Source organism: Campylobacter corcagiensis (assembly GCF_013201645.1).
GTDB classification, from domain to species: Bacteria; Campylobacterota; Campylobacteria; order Campylobacterales; family Campylobacteraceae; genus Campylobacter_B; species Campylobacter_B corcagiensis.
Map to the genome: position 1 here is coordinate 1 of NZ_CP053842.1, position 17,640 is coordinate 17,640.

The window sequence follows — 17,640 nt, forward strand, 5'->3', positions numbered from 1 at the left end:
TTGTCAGAGATAACTGTAGAGGTTTTTAAAGAGCTTGAAAAGAGCATTTTGCCAAATGAATTTAATAAATATATAAAAAAACTAGCTCTTGATAAAACTCTATCAAAACCAAGTTTTATAGTATTTAAAACTTCAAATTTATTGATGGCAAAATTTATTCAGACAAAATATGCTGAAACTTTAAGTGAAATTTATGCTAAAAAAACAGGTATAAAACCTGAAATAATCATAACAACTAATGAAAAAAAACTAAACTTAAAAGATAAAAAAACTGCTAAGAAAGATCTTGAAAAGCCAAATTCTACTATACTTATAGAATCATATAACTTCTCAAATTTTATAGTTGGTGATTCTAATCGTTTTGCTTATGAGTGTTCTAAAAGTGTAGCAAAAAACCCAGGCAAGGACTTTAACCCGCTTTTTATTTACGGTCCTAGTGGGCTTGGTAAAACCCACCTTTTACAATCCATCGGAAATTTCTGTATTGAAAATGGAAAAATAGTTATATGCGTAACAAGTGAGCAGTTTATGAATGATTTTCAGTTTCACATAAGAAATCAAACTATGGATAAATTTCGCCTAAAATATAGAAAAACAGATCTTTTATTAGTTGATGATATACAGTTTTTAGGAAATACAAAAGGTGAAAAAACTCAAGAGGAATTTTTTAATACCTTTAATGAATTAAGGCAAGCTGGCGGTCAAATAGTTATGACAAGTGATAAACCACCTAAAATTTTAAAAGGTTTTGAAGAGCGATTACTAAGCCGATTTGAAAGTGGAATCATCACTGATATTACTCCACCAGAGTTAGAGACAAAAATAGCTATTATTAAGAAAAAAAGCGAAGATAATAAAATCGTTCTTAGTTCTAAAATAATAGAATACATCGCAACAAATATGGGCGATAACATTCGTGAAATAGAAAGTGCTATAAACAAACTCAATGCATTTTCTAACCTTATGAGAAGTGAGATAACTTTAGAATTTACAAAAAGTGTTTTACAAGATCAAATTCGTGAGAAAAAAGAGAGCGTTACTATAAATGATGTAATTGAAACGATATCAAAAGAGCTAAATATAAAGCCTAGCGATATTAAATCAAAATCTCGCCGCAAAAACATAGTAGAAGCAAGGCGTATAGGAATTTATCTATCAAAAAAGTTAACAATCAACTCTATGCCAGCAATTGCTAGCTTTTTTGGACTAAAAGATCATAGCGCAGTTAGTCACAACATTAGAAAAATTAAAGAACTAATGGATGAAGATGGATTTTTAAAAATTCGCGTTGAAGAGTTAGAAAATAAAATTTTAAAAGGAAAAAACAGTGAATAGTTGTGAACAATTAGCTTTTTTTATAGCAAACAAAAAAAGCCATGTAGCGAGCTTTGATATATTTATTCACATAAAAAGCTCACCTACTACTAATACTACTAAATTAAAAAAGGATAATGTATGAAATTTGTCATAAGCAAAAACCTACTATCAAATATAATAACAAATGTAAGCTCATATATTGACAAAAAAGATATAAGCTCAATTACATCTCATATCTATATAGAAGCTAAAAATTCAAACCTTAGCATAAAAGCAACTGATTATGAAATAGGTCTAACTTACAATATAAAAACCTTAAATATAGAAAGCGAAGGTGCTGCAACAGCTAATGGAGCTACTATTTTAAATGTTTTAAAAGGTTTAAAAGATGAAGATATTATAGTTGAAACTATGAATGATTTTCTTTTTCTAAGACAAAAAAAGGCCAAATTTAAGCTTCCAATGTATAACTCACTTGATTTTCCAGAATTTCCAAGTACAGATGATAAGGCTAAATTTGATATAAACTCAAATCTTTTTAGTAGAAGTCTTAAAAAAATAATGCCAACAATTGATAATAATAACCCTAATTACGCTTTAAATGGAGCTTTTATAGATCCAAAAAATGGTTATATAAATTTAGTTGGAACAGATGCTAAAAGATTAGGTCTTTATAAATTAGAAACAAATTCACTAAATAGTGAAAATTCAAACATCATAATACCTAAAAAAGCTATATCTGAGATGCAAAAGCTTAATTTTGAAAATGCTGAAATTTACTACGATGATGCAGTTTTTATAATAAAAAGTGAAAATTTTGAGTTTTATACAAAACTTATAAACAAAAAATTCCCAGATTACACAAGAGTTATACCAACTGAATTTAAAGAAACAATTACTATTCCTAGAGATAAATTTGTAGATGGTATAAAAACAATAAGTATGATTTGTGATAAGATGAGTATTACTATAAAACAAAATTCAATTGTGTTTGAAAGTTTAAGTGATGATAATAACGAAGCAAGAACAGAAATAGAGTGTGAAACAAAAGTTATAAATGATATAGTTTTAAGAATTTCAAATAAATACATACTTGACTTTTTAAACTCAGTTGAGTCAAATAGTTTTGAACTAAATTATAATAATCAAGAGTCGGCATTTGTAGTTAAAACTGATAATTTAATAAATGTAATAATGCCTACGATAATATAGAAGGAAAAAAATGGAAAAACATTATGATGCGGGAAATATTAAGGTTTTAAAGGGTCTTGAAGCAGTTAGAAAACGCCCTGGAATGTACATCGGAGATACAAACGTTGGCGGACTTCATCACTTAATATATGAAGTTGTAGATAACTCGATAGATGAGGCAATGGCTGGATATTGTGATACGATAGATGTTGAACTAACAAGTGATGGTTCAGCTATCATAAGTGATAATGGTCGTGGAATTCCAGTAGATATGCACCCAACAGAAAAACTTCCAGCTGCTACTGTTGTACTAACAGTTTTACACGCTGGTGGTAAATTTGATAAAGATAGTTATAAAGTAAGTGGTGGACTTCACGGTGTTGGAGTAAGTGTTGTAAATGCTTTGTCAAAAAAACTAGTTTTAACTATCAAAAAAGATGGAAATACCTATAGACAAGAGTTTGAAAAAGGAATTCCAACTTCAAATTTAGAAGTTATTAAAACTACAAATAGAACTGGAACTACGATAGAATTTTATCCAGATGATGAAATTTTTGAAACAGTTGAATTTCAAAGAGAAATTTTAGAGAAGCGTTTTCGTGAAATTGCTTATTTAAACCCAAAAGTTAGGATAAATTTTAAAGATAACCGTGATGGTTATAAAGAAGTTTTTCACTTTGAAGGTGGTCTTGATCAGTTTGTAAATGATCTAAATAATAAAGAAGTAGTTGCAAAATCGGTTAGTTTTAGCGAAAAAGTAGATGATTTAGAAATTGACTTTGCACTTTTATATAACTCAGGTTATACAGAGAATTTACTATCATTTGTAAATAATATTAAAACTCCTGAAGGTGGAACTCACGAAGCAGGATTTAGAGCTGGATTAACAAGAGCTATAACTAGCTATATAAATGAAAATGCAAACGCTAGAGAAAAAGATATAAAAGTAACTGGCGATGATGTTAGAGAGGGTTTAATAGCAGTTGTTAGTGTAAAAGTTCCAGAACCTCAATTTGAAGGTCAAACAAAAGGAAAACTTGGATCAAGCTATGTTCGCCCACTCGTTCAAAAAATGGCTTATGATAATCTTGTAAAATACTTTGAAGAAAATCCAAATGAAGCAAAAGCTATAATGGGCAAAGCTTTAATGGCAGCTCGTGGTAGAGAAGCAGCTAAAAAGGCTAGGGATTTAACTAGAAAAAAAGATAATTTTAGTATTGGAACACTTCCTGGAAAACTGGCTGATTGTCAAAGTAAAGATCCTGAAATTAGTGAAATTTACTTAGTTGAGGGCGATAGTGCAGGTGGATCTGCAAAACAGGGTCGTGATAGAGTTTTTCAAGCTATTTTGCCACTTCGTGGTAAAATTTTAAATGTTGAAAAAGCTAGACTTGATAGAATTTTAAGTTCTGAAGAGATTAAAAATATGATAACAGCCTTTGGTTGTGGTGTTGGACCTGAATTTGATATAGAAAAGCTTAGATATCATAAAATCATAATCATGACAGATGCTGATGTTGATGGAAGTCATATTCAAACTCTACTTTTAACATTTTTCTTTAGATTTTTAAAACCTATGGTCGAAGCAGGGCATGTTTATCTTGCTCAACCACCTCTTTTTAGGTATAAAAAAGGTAAAAAAGAAATTTATTTAAAAGATGAAAAAGCTTTAAATGAATTTTTGATTGAAACAGGAATTGATGGCGTTAGTTTTGAAGGAATTGGAAATAAAGATTTAATAAGCTTTTTAAAATTAGTTGCTAGATATAGAACTTTACTAACTCAACTTAGAAAGCGTTATAGCGTTATTTCAGCTATAAGATATATGATAGAAAATGAAGATTTAGCAGGGTATGAATATAGTGAAATTTTTGAAAAAATAAAAGAATTTCTACTTAGCAAAAACTATAATATTTTAAACCACTATGTAAATAGTAGTGGCGTAACAATCTATGTTCAAACTGAAAATGGTTTAGAAGAGCTTGTTATTAATGATAAACTTTTTGAAAACTATATCTTTGAAGAGGCCCTTTATGTGTTTAATCAAATAAGATCTAGAGATTTGAAATTTGATAAAGATTTTATTGAAATTTTAAATGATATTGAATCAAATGCTAAAAAAGGTGCTTATATTCAAAGATATAAAGGTTTAGGTGAGATGAATCCTGAACAACTTTGGGAAACTACAATGAATCCTGAAAATAGAACTTTACAGCGTATTAAAATAGAAGATGCTCAATCAGCAAGTGAAACATTTAACCTTTTTATGGGTGATGAAGTTGAACCAAGAAGAAACTATATCCAAGATCACGCAAAAGATGTAAAGAATTTGGACATATAATGGCTATTTTATTTAGCGAAGAAAAAGAGCGTTCAAAGCGTTTTATGCTATCATTAAAGATAGCATTTCCTCTTGTTTTAGTTCTTACAACACTTATTTATACGATTGTTTCTAAAGATATGTATGAGTGGCAAGATACTATTTTATTTATAATTTTGATAGTATGTTATGTTTATTATATAGTTTATCTTATATATTTTGGATTTAAAAATAGCAGTATTGATCAAGTATCTGGAGCTTTTATTAGAAAAGAGATAACAAAAATTATAAAAAATGAGCTAAAAAAAGAGAATAATAAAAATATATCTTTAATTACTATTACAAATATCCAAGATATAAATTTAAGATATGGATATAGAAATGGCGATAGACTTCTTCAAAATTTTGTTTTAAGCTTGTCTGAATATTTTGAAAAAAATGGATATAAAGAGATTCCTATTGGGCGTTATAGTGGTGGAAATTTTATATTTTTAGTTGATGCTAAAAGCACTCATTTAAGCCATATGCTTAGAACTTTTGAAAGAAAACTATCAAATGAAGGCATTAATAATATAGAAGTTAAGATTAAATTTGCTACTGTTGAGACAACTTTTGATAAAAATATAGAAAATATTATGAACTATCTATTTTCTAAAATTTTATATGATGAAGATGAGATAGAAAAACCACAAACAATAAAACTTGATGTTTTAGATGAGATGGTATGTTATGCTATTGATAAAGCTAAATTTGAACTAAAAAGCCAAACTATAAAGAGCTTAAAAGATGACAAAGATATGCTAAATTTAAGCATTAGTATAGACTCTTTTGAGGTTGGAAATATAACTAAACTAAAAGTTATGGAGATAGCTGCTAGAAATAACTACGAGATAAGATATGACCTTCAAATCATAAAATTTATAGCAAAGCACTTTGATTTTAACTCTTTTGATGGAAAAGTTTTTATAGAAATTTTACCAGTTAGTCTTAGAAATCAAGAGTTTAAAAACGAAATTTACCGCCTTATAACTAATGGTATAATAGATCCAAAACGCATAGTTTTTGAAATTTTTGAAAAAGATATCTATGATGAAATACTTAGATTTACTGAGATTGTAAATCAATTTAAAAGCTATGGTTTTGAATTAGCGATTAATCAATTTTTAGGAAATAATGCTAGTTTTGAGTATTTTAAACATATAGATTTTGACTATGTTATTTATGATTTAGAGCTAAATAAAAATTTTAGTTCCCAAAATAAAATAAGAACTTTATTTGACATTATAAATGAAAATTCAAATAGATTAAACACTAAAACTATCGTTCGCTTTGTAGATAAGGCGAAATTTTATAATGAGTTAACTAATACAAATGTTGATTTTGTTCAAGGTTTTTATATAGATAAACCAAAAAAAGTTGAAATTTAAAGCTAAATTTAAAAGGAAAAAAATGTTAAGATATGGAGAAAAAGAGATACAAGAATTTGACCCACAAAAAGACCTTGAAATTTGGGAAAATAAAAACAAAAGAGATTATCTTATCAAGATGACTCTGCCTGAGTTTTGTTGTTTATGTCCTAGAAGTGGATATCCTGATTTTGCTACAATTTATATAGAATATACACCTGAAAACTGGGTTGTGGAACTAAAAGCTATAAAGCTATATATAAACTCATTTATGAATCGTCACATAAGCCATGAAGATAGTATAAATGAAATTTACACTATTTTAGAAGAGAAATTAAAACCAAAATATATGAAAATAGTTGGTGATTTTAATCCTCGTGGAAATGTTCATACTGTTATAGAGATTGATTCTAATAAATTGATAAAAAATAATGATAAAGTAGAAATTTCTGAAAAAAGTGATATTATTGAAGCTATTAAAGAGGAATTTAGAGTCCAAAAAGAGAGTAAAAAAACAAAAATAAAAGAAAATTTTCACAATAAAAGAGAATCTTTTAAAGATAAAAAAGAATTTAGCGATAAAAAAAGAGATGGTTTTAATAAAAAACGAGACTCTTTTACTAAATTAAATACAAAAGGTCTAAAGCCAAAATTGGTAAAAAAAGATGATAAAAGCTAGTTTAGTAGATCAAATTTTTAAAGCCGCTTCAATTGCAAGGTGGAATGATTACCCAAAAATGGTTGATTTAGTTGAGCTTGATAAACAAGCTCATAAATTTGTTATTGCATATTTTATCGCAAAATATGAGAGCGATGTAGATATGAAAAAAATCATCGAAGGTGGGATATTTGACTTTTTAGCACGCGTTGTTGTTACAGATATCCGTCCTGATGTTTACCACCAAATTCAAAAAACTCGTTCATTTGAAGTATCACAGTGGATGATAAGTCAGTTAGAAAATCAGATAAAAGATGTTGAAAATGGTGCATTTTTTGAGCGGTTTAAGGATTATTTGCTAAATCCAAATTTTAGTAAAGAAAAACTTATCTTAAAAGCTGCTTCATATCTTGCTACAAAGTGGGAATTTAATATCGTTTATCAAACAAGCCAGTTTTTAAGTGATATTGAAGAGCTTAAAAACGCAGTAGAAGAAGAGATTGAAGATTATTACGAGTTAATTGGTGTTCGTAAAATTATAATGAATAAAAAGCTCTCAAGAGTTGTTGATTTAGCAGGAAGACTTCGCTTTCAAAAACGCTGGGCTCAAACTCCACGAATTCCTGAAACTTCCGTTTTAGGACATATGTTAGTTGTTGCTCTTCTTGGTTATTTTTACTCTTTAAAGGTAAAAGCTTGTGATAAAAGGCTTGAGTTTAACTTCTTTTGTGCTTTATTTCACGATCTTCCAGAAAGCCTTACAAGAGATATAATAAGTCCAGTAAAATACGGCGTTACAGGGCTTAGTGAGATATTAAATGACTATGAGATGAGACTTATTGATGATAAAATTTTACCATTTGTACCAGCTCATATTAGAGATGAGTTTAGTTATATTTTAGGTATTAAAGAGAGTGATGGTTGTAAATTTGTCAAAGATGAGTTTGAAAATCGAACCTTTAAAGATCGTCCTAAATTTCATGAAGGAAGCCTTAGTAGCGTAAATAGTGATGAATTTAGAGCAATAGATGGCAAAGCACTTAAATATTGTGATAAACTTGCTGCGTTTTTTGAGGCTGGAATTTCTATAAGTTATGGAGTTAAAAGTAAAGAGTTAGAAAATGGTTTTGTTGGAATGCTTAAATTTTTTATGGAAAAACCAAAGATAGAAGGCGTTGATTTTAGTAAAATTTGTTTGGATTTTATGGATCATTTTAGTTTGAAAGACCCCTTCCCAGATGGCTGCGGCACACACAAGTAAAAAGTGCTCTGCTGTATTCCTACCCTGAAGCGATGCTTAAAACAAGCGTTGCACAGGTCTAAGAAGAGGCGAAATAGAAATATACCTAAAATTTACTTAAAAAAGGCTGATAGTTGGGCATAAGAGTTAAATTTTTATCATTTTTTAGAGAACTTTTTTTGTATCACTCAAGTTCACTTGAATTTAGAGCTAAAATTTATGCTGCCATTTTACTTCCAAAAGGTCAAATTAGCGATAAGGATTATAAAATTTTAAAGGAATTAGCTGATGAAATTTATCCTAAACAACCCCTTAGAGCTGACTTGTTAGTAAGCATTACAAAAGAGTATGTTTTTAGGGTTAATACCTATAAAGAGTACACGCTTGATAGGCTTTTAAAAGATATTGATTATGACCTTAAACACAATAAAAAATTTATCCAAAAGATAAATTTTCAAAGGTTAAGATGTTTGATAAATGCCGATAGTAAAGGTTATGCTTTAGTTCAACAAAGAGTTTATGAATTTTTACTAAAAGAGGTTGAAATTTACTCATAATTATGCTGTTTACTTTTGACTCAATAGATGCAACTTATGAAAATATCGTAGGCGATAAACAAATTATTGATGTAAGAACACATAAAGAATTTGATATTACAGGAACTTTAAAAGGTGCATATAAAATTCCACTTACAACAGAAGATCATAGTCAAATAAGAACTGAATTTTTAGATGATGTTTTAAGCAGTGGCATTGATAAAAATAAGCCTGTTTATGTTATTTGTAGAAGTGGGGTTAGAAGCAGATACGCAGCCCAAATTCTATCTAAAAATGGCTTTAAAAAGGTCATAAATTTAAATGGCGGTATATTAAAACTCTATATGGATGGATATAAGAATTTTGTTAAGTAGAAATTTATGACCATTTATTACCTATTTATAAGTGAAATTTCAGTATAATCAGCAAAATTTTTTACGGAGATAAATTTGGAAGATATTAGAAATATAGCAGTCATCGCACACGTTGACCACGGCAAAACCACTATGGTAAATGAACTCTTAAAACAATCAGGGACTTTTGATGAACATAAAGGTATAGCCGATAGAGTTATGGATAGTGGCGATATAGAAAAAGAGCGTGGGATAACAATTCTTAGTAAAAATACAGCGATTCGCTATAAAAATACAAAGATTAACATAATTGATACTCCAGGACACGCTGATTTTGGTGGTGAAGTAGAGCGTGTTTTAAAGATGGTAGATGGTGTTTTGCTTCTTGTGGATTCTCAAGAAGGCGTTATGCCTCAGACTAAATTTGTATTAAAAAAGGCACTCTCATTTGGTCTAAAACCAATAGTTGTTATAAATAAAATAGACAAACCAGCAGCCGATCCAGAACGCGTAATAGATGAAATTTTTGATCTTTTTGTAGCACTTGATGCAAATGATGAGCAACTTGATTTTCCAGTTATTTATGCTGCTGCAAGAGATGGTATCGCAAGAGAGTCTATGGATAGTGATAATATGAATATGAATCCACTTTTTGAGATGATTATAAATCACGTTCCAGCCCCAAAAGGAAGCGATGATGAGCCTTTACAACTTCAAGTTTTTACGCTTGATTATGACAACTATGTTGGTAAAATCGGTATCGCTCGTATATTTAATGGTAAAATTTTTAAAAATGAAAATGTTATGCTTATCAAAGCTGATGGAACAAAATCAACAGGTAGAATTTCAAAACTTCTTGGATTTTTAGGACTTGATAGAATGGAGATAAATGAAGCAGGACATGGTGATATCGTAGCAATTGCTGGTTTTGATGCACTTGGAGTTGGTGATAGTGTAGTTGATCCAGCAAATCCTATGCCACTTGAACCACTTCATATAGAAGAACCAACTCTAAGCGTTATATTTAGCGTAAATGATGGACCACTGGCTGGAACTGAAGGAAAAAGTGTAACTTCAAATAAAATCGAAGAAAGACTTGCTGATGAGATGAAAACAAATATCGCTATGAAGTATGAAAATATCGGCGAGGGTAAATTTAGAGTAAGTGGTCGTGGCGAACTTCAAATAACAATCTTAGCTGAAAATATGCGTAGAGAAGGCTTTGAATTTTTACTTGGGCGTCCAGAAGTTATCATAAAAGAGATTAATGGTGTAAAATGCGAGCCATTTGAGCATTTGGTGATTGATTGTCCAGATGATTGTACAGGAACAGTTATAGAAAAACTTGGTAAAAAAAGAGCCGAGATGAAGGTAATGACACCAACAGGCGATGGTCAAACAAGACTGGAATTTGAAATTCCAGCTCGTGGGTTAATAGGCTTTAGAAGTCAGTTTTTAACAGATACAAAAGGTGAGGGCGTTATGAACCATAGCTTTTTAGAATTTCGCCCACTTAGCGGAAGTGTAGATAGAAGGGCAAATGGAGCGCTTATAAGTATGGAAAACGGCGTTGCACTTGCGTATAGTTTGTGGAATTTGCAAGATAGAGGTGTGCTTTTTATTGATCCTCAAACAAAAGTTTATGTTGGAATGATAATTGGTGAACACAGTCGTCCAAATGACCTTGATGTAAATCCTATCAAAGGTAAAAATTTAACAAATGTTAGAGCAAGTGGAAGCGACGATGCTATAAAACTTGTTCCACCTAGAATTTTAACGCTAGAAAGAGCTTTGGAGTGGATAGAAGAGGATGAATTAGTTGAAGTAACACCAAAAAGTATCCGTGTAAGAAAACGCTACCTTGATCCAACAATGCGTAAAAGAATGTCTAAAAAAGACTAAATTTAAGTTGAGATTTTCTCAACTTAGGTAATATACTTCATAAAAGCGTTTTAAAGCCTATTTAAAAGCAAAACAGAATCAAAGTAAACCCATAAAAATATAAAACAAATATAATGGCTTTAAACGCTAAAATTTTGGCTTAGAGCTTATTTAAAATTTAGATATAAGGTTATAATCTATTTGAAAATATAATTTTTACAAAATTTATTATGAAATTTAAGGAAAAATATGCGTAGAAGTGATAGAAGACTAAGCGATGAAAGTGCGTATGAGATCATAGATGAGTGCGAGTATGCGACATTTTCCACTATTGATGATGATGAAATTTTTAGTGTGCCTTTGTCTATTGTAAGAAGTGGGGATTTTATCTACATTCATGGAGCAACTAGTGGAAGTAAAAAAAGACTTTTTCATAGTGGTAAAGAAGTAAGTATAGTTTGTGTATCTCACGCAAAAGTGCCAAATTTAAGCAAAGATGAGTTTTGCAAATTTGCACAAAATCCTAAAAAATTAGGAAGTAATGTTTTTACAACAGAGTATAAAAGTGCTATTTTAAAAACCCTAGCTTATGAGGTTTTAGAAAGTGATGAAAAGATAATGGCTTTAAGACTTCTTTGTGAAAAATACACACCAAAATATATGGAGGCCTTTGATGAAGCTGTGAAATTTAGCCTAAATAAAACAAATATCTATAAATTTAAAATAATTTCTATGAGTGCTAAGGCTAAAATTTTAAAGTAAATTTAAAATTTAACTAAAAGAGTGAAAATGATAAATAAAAATCAGACAAATTTAATTAATAAGAGAATTTTTTTAGTTAAAATTCAAGCTGTTATATTTTTAGTCGGTATGGCTTTGGCTATGTATTTTAGTTGGCTAAAATTTGATTATTTTAGTTACGAAGCAGTACAAATTCTTGCAATTCCAATAGGGGCTTTAGCTGAACCTATTTTTTATAAAATATATGTTTTACTTTTATCTTTGATTGTATTTTGTAAAATATTTTATTTTACAAATTTTTACAATAAAAAACGGCTTTTTTTATCATACATTTTTAATATTTTTCCATTATTTATAGTTTTTTTAGACGTGAATGAAAACAATTTACAATTTGCAAATATTTTATATTTTATCTCTATTTTAATTTATATTATCTCTATATGTCAAATTAAAAAATTTTATAAATTACTAAATGAAAAAGTGCTATATAAGGAGTTTTATTTTGTAATTTTTCCAGCAATTAGTATGTTTATATATTATAAATATAATTTGATACATAGTACTAATTACTCTGATAATATGACAGAAGATAATCCTTTTCATATATTTTATGTATTTTTTGCATTAGGTTTTGTTGTATATTTACCACTATCAGTCTGGTTATCAATACCGCTAAATCTAATAAATGAATATAGATATTTTAAAAAAAGTTAATTTAAATTTAAAAGAGTGTTGTAGGTTAATGTCAAAATAGGCAATGTTTACTAAAATTAATAATAGAAAATTCGCTTAAATTATCTTGTTTTTAGATATTTTTCTATAATTTGCATAATGGTTTTGACTATATCTATTTTTATTTAAAGTTATAAGTTTTTTATTTTATAAACTAAATTTTTTAGCAATTTATTAAGTAATATGGACAATTTAAGGGTATTTTGTTTATATATCTATATTTTTAGTTATGATATCTATTGTTTTGATAAGTAATTTTAGCAGTAAAAGGTATAAAAATAAAGGATTTTAAAATTTTAGAAATGATAATTATGGGGTATTTATCAAAATAGATAAGAATTTTTCTAAGCTTTAAATTTAGCAAAATTTAAAACCAAATGGAATAAAAACCTAAACATATAACCACACTTTAAGTCTCTTTTGTTAAGACTTAAAGTTAAAATAGTTATAAATTTAAAAACTTCCTAGTTTGAAAAGATATAAAATTTATTGACAACTAAAACACTCTATACTTCTATCCATTGCTGCTTTTTCGGCTTTTGATGTATCTGGGCTTTCACTCCTTAGATAGTATGTTGACTTTACGCCAAGCCTCCAAGCAAGAGTGTAAATTTGATTTAGCGTTCCACCAGTTGCCTTATCAAGTGTCATAAAGATATTTAAGCTTTGACCTTGATCTATCCATTTTGTGCGAACAGCAGCAGCTTTTACAAGCAGTCTTTGGTCTAACTCATAAGCAGGAATGTAGTAATTCCAGTTGTCGATGTTTAAATTTGGTACAACAACAGGAATCATTCCGCTAAGGTTGTGTTCAAACCATTTGCGTTTATAAACTGGCTCTATAGTTTGAGTGGTACCAACTAAGATGCTTATGCTTGAAGTTGGTGCTATAGCCATTAAATAGCCATTTCTCATACCATCTTTTTTTACCTTTTGGCGTAAACTTTCCCAATCACATGCGGCGTCATCAAACAAAGATCCTCTAACTACTAGTTTTTTTGCCTCTTCGTTTGCTGTATCAATTGGCATTATTCCTTGACTCCATTTTGAGCCGTCAAAATCAGGATATTTACCTTTTTCAAGTGCTAAATTTGAACTAGCATAAATGGCTTCATAGCTTATATTTTCCATGATTTTATCAATTAACTCTAAATGCTCATAACTTCCCCAACTTACACCTTTAATGGCTAGCATTTCACTCTCACCCATTATTCCAAGCCCTATTGAGCGAGATTTTAGATTAGTATGTTTAACTTTAGCGTGAGGATAGAAATTTAACTCTATAACGTTATCAAGCATTCTAATGGCTGTTGGCACAACTCTTTTTATATCTTCTTTATTGTTTATACGACCTAAATTTATACTAGCTAGGTTACAAACAGCTGTTAGACCTTCATCCATCTCTTTTTCAACGATAAAAATTTTTTTGTTATTTAAAGTATCAAGTGAGGTTATTTTTTTAGCTTTTTTGGTTATACCATTATCTGTTGTGATGATATCGCTTTCTTCATATAGCTCTATGCTGCCATCTTCAAAAACAACTTTAATTTTGTAGTAATTTGGCTCTGTATTTTGGAAAATCTCAGTGCATAAATTTGAGCTTCTAATTATGCCTGTGTGAGAGTTTGGATTTCTTCTGTTTGCTGTATCTTTAAAGCAAAGAAATGGCATTCCTTCTTCAAAGTAGCTAGTTAAGATCTTTTTCCATAAATCCTTTGCTAAAACGCTATTTTTAGCAATCTTTTCATCTTTTTCATACTCAAGGTATCTTTTTTCAAACTCATCACCATATAAATTTGGTAAATCAGGCGTATCATATGGATCAAAAAGAGTCCATCTTTGGTTATTTTCAACTCGCTTCATAAATAGATCATTTATCCACAAAGCTGGGAAAATTTCATGAGCTCTACGCCTTTCTTCGCCTGAGTTTTTTCTTAAGTCTAAAAAGTCGCTTATATCCATATGCCAAGGTTCTATATAAACAGCGATCGCACCTTTTCTAGTGCCTAGTTGATCAACGGCAACGGCGATATCGTTTGTGATTTTTAAAAATGGTATGATGCCACCAGCTGCGTTTTTATGCCCATCAATGCTTCCGCCCATTGCTCTAACTTTGCTCCAGTCCCAGCCAATTCCACCGCCAAATTTAGATAGTAATGCCATTTCTTTATAGCTATCAAAAATTCCTTCGATATTATCAGGAGTTGAGCCGATATAACAAGATGAGAGTTGGTGGCGAGTAGTTCTAGCATTTGATAGAGTTGGAGTTGCTGGCATAACTTCAAATTTAGAGATTAAATCATAAAATTTCTTAGCCCAACTTTGACAATCAAGCTCATTACTAGCTAAAAACATAGCAATCGCCATAAACATATGTTGTGGAAGTTCGATTGGTTTTGCGTCTTTATCTTTTAAAAGATATCTATCATACAAAGTTTTTACACCCAAATAGTTAAACTGTAAATCACGCTCTGGTTTGATGTATGAGTTTAAATCATCCAAATCATACTTCTCTTTTAGTCCTAAAACTATACGCCCAGCTTCTTCACCGCGTTTAAAATACTCCATTAAGGTGTTATATCCGCTAAATCCCGTGACTTTATGATAAAGGTCATATAAAAAGAGTCTTGCCGCTACAAATGTCCAGTTTGGGCGGTCTACATCTATCTTATCAACTGCTGTTTTTATTAAAGTTTGCTGAATTTCTTCAGTTGTTATCATATCACGAAACAGAATTTTAGCATCTACTTCAAGTTCGCTAAGACTTACATTTTCAAGCCCAGCAACAGCTTCAGTAGTGTATTTTTTAATTTTACTGATGTCTAATTCTTCAGTTCTACCACTTCTTTTAATTACTCTCATCTATTTCCTTACTTTATTATCTTGTATCTTATACTACTGTTAAATTTTTAATAAATTTTACTATACAAATTTATAGTTAAATTTAAGACATAGATTTTATTTATTAAACACTCTAACAAAAATTTTATCTACATTTTTAGTGTAGTAATCGTAGTTAAAACACTCTTTTATCTCATCTACACTTAATTTTTCACCTAGTTCTTTATCGTTTAATAAATTTTGTAAAAACAGGCTATGACCTTCATCATCCATGGCTTTTTTACCTTCTTGTAAATCAGCCCATACTTTCATAGCATTTCTTTGAACTATTTTATAAGCATCTTCTCTACTAACATCTCTTTTTGGTAGTTCTAAAAGCACTCTTTGAGAAAAAACTAACCCACCTGTTAAATTTAGGTTTTTCATCATATTTTCAGGATAGACTAGAAGCTTTTCTATAACTCCTGCGAGTCTGTTTAGCATAAAGTCAGCTGTAATAAACATATCAGGCATTATAAATCTCTCAACTGAACTATGACTTATATCTCTTTCATGCCATAAAGCTACATTTTCCATAGCAGGAACTACATATGATCGAAGCACTCTACAAAGTCCTGTGACATTTTCTGTTAATACAGGGTTTCGTTTATGTGGCATGGCACTTGAGCCTTTTTGACCAGGACTAAAGTACTCCTCAGCTTCATAAACTTCAGTTCTTTGAAAATGGCGTATAGCTATAGCTATTTTCTCACAAGATGAAGCAAGTATAGCAATAGCACTTACAACCTGAGCATATCTATCTCTTTGTATGACTTGGTTTGAAACAGGGGCTGGTTTTAAGTCTAAATTTTCACAAACTAACTCTTCAAGTTCAAGTGGTGCGTGAGCAAAATTTCCCATCGCTCCACTTATTTTGCCATAACTTATGACTTTTTTAGCGTGATTTATAAGCTCTAAAGCACGGTTTATCTCATCATACCATATCGCTAAAACCAGACCAAAAGTTATTGGTTCTCCATGAATTCCATGACTTCTACCGACCATGAGTGTAAATTTATGCTCATTTGCTCTAGCTTTTATTGCATCTTTTAAGTGGTTAATATCTTCTATAATGAGCTCTAAGCTATCTTTTATCTGAAGCGCCATAGCTGTATCTATACAATCACTCGATGTCATTCCGTAATGAACAAAACGGCTCTCTTCCCCAAGGCTTTCGCTTACACTTGTTAAAAATGCTATAACATCGTGTTTTGTAGTTTTTTCTATTTCATCAATTCTGTTTATGTTAAATTTAGCATTTTCACAAATTTTTTTAGCATCATCATCTGGAATAAATCCAAGTTTATTCCAAGCTTTTACAGCTGCTTTTTCAACCTCTAGCCAAGCATCATACTTTGCTTGAACGCTCCATTTTTCACTCATTTCCTTTCGTGCGTATCTTTCTACCATTTTTTACCTTTTGTGAAATTTTATGTTAAAATAATCATAAATTTTAACATAAAAAGGGTAAAATTTGCCTTATATTAAGAAAAAAATTGCAACTTCAAATGGTAAAAAAGCTTATGAAATTTTATTGAATTTAGGATACTCCATGAAAGAGAGCCAAAGACTAATAGATAAAAGAAGGCTATTTTGTGGTGATGAAATTTTATCTAAAAATACCATAGCCTTTGGTGATATTTTTTTGATTGATTATGAGTGTGAGAGCAGGGGGCTTGAACCGATATTTGAAGATGAGTATTTTGCTGCATATGATAAACCAAGCGGAGTTTTAACTCATCCAAATGGTAGAAAATCTCTTTACTCTATGAATGATGAAATTTGGTCTAAATTTGGACGAAATGCAAGTGTGGCACATAGGCTTGATAGAGAAACAAGTGGAGTTTTGTTAGTAGCAAAAAATTTAGAAGTTGAGCGTGAAATTAAAGCTAAATTTGAGCATGGCAAAGTAAAAAAGTGTTATATGGCGTTAGTTAATGGAGTTATAGAAAATGACTTTGTTGTTAGTGAGCCGTTAGCTTTGAAAAGTGGTGCTAAAACTTTAAAAAACAAGATGTTTGTTAGTAAGTTAGGTAAAAAAGCAGTTACTAAATTTGATGTTGTTAAAGTGTATCAAGATTTAGGTGTTACACTTCTAAAATGCTATCCATTAACAGGTCGTCAACATCAAATAAGAGTTCATATGTTTCACGTGAAACATAATATAGTTGGTGATGCTTTGTATGGTGTTAGTGATGAGTTTGCTTCTAAATTTTTGGATGGATTAGTTAGTGTTAGCGAGCGTGAGTTAGTAACAAAAGCTAGTAGGCTTTTGTTACACTCTGTTAGTTTAAGCTTTGAATTTAGAGATAAAATTTATAATATAAATACTAAAGTCAATGTAGAATATGAATTCATAAATTCACTAGTTATTTAAAGCTATTT

12 protein-coding genes, 1 other RNA gene and 2 pseudogenes are annotated in these 17,640 nt (G+C 30.0%); 12 read left to right on the forward strand and 3 right to left on the reverse strand.

All coding sequences use genetic code 11. The features are described from left to right. Positions 1-9: 9 nt before the first annotated feature. The 6 genes and pseudogenes from dnaA to CCORG_RS00030 form a co-directional block, all read left to right on the forward strand. Positions 10-1,335 carry a chromosomal replication initiator protein DnaA gene (gene dnaA / locus CCORG_RS00005; protein ID WP_034971359.1) on the forward strand — a complete coding sequence of 442 codons (1,326 nt, stop codon included), beginning with the start codon at positions 10-12 and terminating at the stop codon, positions 1,333-1,335. Between the two features lie 120 nt (positions 1,336-1,455). Further along, the gene (gene dnaN / locus CCORG_RS00010) at positions 1,456-2,529 is read left to right on the forward strand and encodes a DNA polymerase III subunit beta (RefSeq protein WP_025802199.1); all 1,074 of its coding nucleotides are present in this window, start codon (positions 1,456-1,458) and stop codon (positions 2,527-2,529) included. 10 nt (positions 2,530-2,539) lie between these two features. After that, entirely contained in the window at positions 2,540-4,849 is a 2,310-nt protein-coding gene (gyrB, locus tag CCORG_RS00015; protein ID WP_025802201.1) for a DNA topoisomerase (ATP-hydrolyzing) subunit B, read from the forward strand. Beyond that, entirely contained in the window at positions 4,849-6,255 is a 1,407-nt protein-coding gene (locus tag CCORG_RS00020; RefSeq protein ID WP_025802203.1) for an EAL domain-containing protein, read from the forward strand. The genes gyrB and CCORG_RS00020 overlap by 1 nt, the downstream gene beginning before the upstream one ends. Positions 6,256-6,277: 22 nt before the next feature. Next, positions 6,278-6,655, forward strand: a pseudogene (gene queF, locus CCORG_RS08880) (preQ(1) synthase); the annotation flags it as partial. Positions 6,656-6,899: 244 nt separating this feature from the next. Further along, positions 6,900-8,114 (forward strand): annotated as a pseudogene (locus CCORG_RS00030) (HD domain-containing protein); the annotation flags it as partial. A gap of 6 nt (positions 8,115-8,120) precedes the next feature. Here the strand turns inward: CCORG_RS00030 and ffs are convergent. Beyond that, an RNA gene (gene ffs, locus CCORG_RS00035) (signal recognition particle sRNA small type) lies at positions 8,121-8,218 on the reverse strand. A 48-nt stretch (positions 8,219-8,266) separates the two neighbouring features. On the opposite strand from ffs, the gene CCORG_RS00040 reads away from it, so the two are divergent. The 5 genes from CCORG_RS00040 (at position 8,267) to CCORG_RS00060 (ending at position 12,357) form a co-directional block, all read left to right on the forward strand. Beyond that, complete coding sequence (locus CCORG_RS00040) at positions 8,267-8,689, forward strand: hypothetical protein (protein WP_025802209.1); 423 nt, start codon at positions 8,267-8,269, stop codon at positions 8,687-8,689. A 2-nt stretch (positions 8,690-8,691) separates the two neighbouring features. Next, a complete protein-coding gene (locus tag CCORG_RS00045) occupies positions 8,692-9,042 on the forward strand; it encodes a rhodanese-like domain-containing protein (protein WP_025802212.1) in 351 nt (116 codons plus the stop codon). A 75-nt stretch (positions 9,043-9,117) separates the two neighbouring features. Further along, positions 9,118-10,923, forward strand: coding sequence for a translational GTPase TypA (gene typA / locus CCORG_RS00050; protein ID WP_025802214.1), 1,806 nt, complete (start codon positions 9,118-9,120; stop codon positions 10,921-10,923). Positions 10,924-11,151: 228 nt separating this feature from the next. After that, positions 11,152-11,664 carry a pyridoxamine 5'-phosphate oxidase family protein gene (locus CCORG_RS00055; protein WP_025802216.1) on the forward strand — a complete coding sequence of 171 codons (513 nt, stop codon included), beginning with the start codon at positions 11,152-11,154 and terminating at the stop codon, positions 11,662-11,664. A 27-nt stretch (positions 11,665-11,691) separates the two neighbouring features. Continuing rightward, positions 11,692-12,357, forward strand: coding sequence for a hypothetical protein (locus CCORG_RS00060; RefSeq protein WP_025802218.1), 666 nt, complete (start codon positions 11,692-11,694; stop codon positions 12,355-12,357). Between the two features lie 504 nt (positions 12,358-12,861). On the opposite strand, the gene CCORG_RS00065 is transcribed toward CCORG_RS00060, so the two are convergent. After that, positions 12,862-15,237 carry a ribonucleoside-diphosphate reductase subunit alpha gene (locus CCORG_RS00065; protein ID WP_025802220.1) on the reverse strand — a complete coding sequence of 792 codons (2,376 nt, stop codon included), beginning with the start codon at positions 15,235-15,237 and terminating at the stop codon, positions 12,862-12,864. A gap of 96 nt (positions 15,238-15,333) precedes the next feature. Next, the gene (gene purB / locus CCORG_RS00070) at positions 15,334-16,665 is read right to left on the reverse strand and encodes an adenylosuccinate lyase (protein WP_025802222.1); all 1,332 of its coding nucleotides are present in this window, start codon (positions 16,663-16,665) and stop codon (positions 15,334-15,336) included. 64 nt (positions 16,666-16,729) lie between these two features. Here purB and CCORG_RS00075 point away from each other — a divergent pair, with 64 nt between their 5' ends. After that, on the forward strand, positions 16,730-17,632 hold the full coding sequence (locus CCORG_RS00075; protein WP_025802225.1) for an RluA family pseudouridine synthase: 903 nt from the start codon (positions 16,730-16,732) through the stop codon (positions 17,630-17,632). The last annotated feature ends 8 nt before the right edge of the window (positions 17,633-17,640 follow it).